Raw genomic sequence first — 641 nt, forward strand, 5'->3', positions numbered from 1 at the left:
GGGTGTCGGCGTTGAAGGTGCCGCCGGTCAGCTGGGCGAAGGTCTTGGCGTCCAGGTCCAGCATGATGCCGCGGTTGGAGGGCTCGCCGGGGCCGCGGTCGCCCACGAAGAAGGGGGCCTTCTTGCCGTTGTAGAGCACGTAGCCCTCGGTCAGCAGGGGCCAGGAGGGGGAGGCGGCCAGGCCCTTTTGCATGGGCTTGCCCGAGGCGGGCAGGCCGGTGTCGCCGTTGCGGCCGGAGGAGTCGTCCCAGTAGTAGGAGGCGGTGGTGGAGCCCTTCAGCATCACTCGCTGCTCGCCGGCGGCGGTGGTGGTGGCCGAGGTGGTGGTGGCCGAGGTGGCCGAGGTGGTGGTGGGGGTCTTTTCGGTGCTTTCGGCGTGCGCGGCAGCGGTGGTGCCCAGGCTCAGGCCGGCGGTCAGGGTCAGGCCCAGGGTGGCGGTGAGCAGGCGGGTGCGGGTGCTGAGGCGGGCGGCGAAAGTCACGAAGGCGTTCCCTTGTTCGGCGACAGGACTCCGGGTGGCGTTCTTCTGCCGGAGCGGAAGGCGGCGGGGCCGGTGAAGGCCCTGTGTCAGCGGCCTTCGTCATCTAGTAAGCCGTGGGGGTGTAGCGGGAGAAGTGCCTCAAAGGTGCAGAAAAGTTGCC

The 641-nt window shown here is 69.7% G+C and carries 1 protein-coding gene; it reads right to left on the reverse strand.

Translation table 11 applies throughout. The features are described from left to right. A partial coding sequence (locus tag Pta02_RS41750; protein WP_239131610.1) for a hypothetical protein occupies positions 1-481 on the reverse strand: 481 nt, incomplete at its 3' end. Positions 482-641: the final 160 nt, after the last annotated feature.

The sequence above is a fragment of the Paraplanobispora takensis genome (assembly GCF_016863195.1).
In the GTDB taxonomy this organism is placed as follows: domain Bacteria; phylum Actinomycetota; class Actinomycetes; order Streptosporangiales; family Streptosporangiaceae; genus Planobispora; species Planobispora takensis.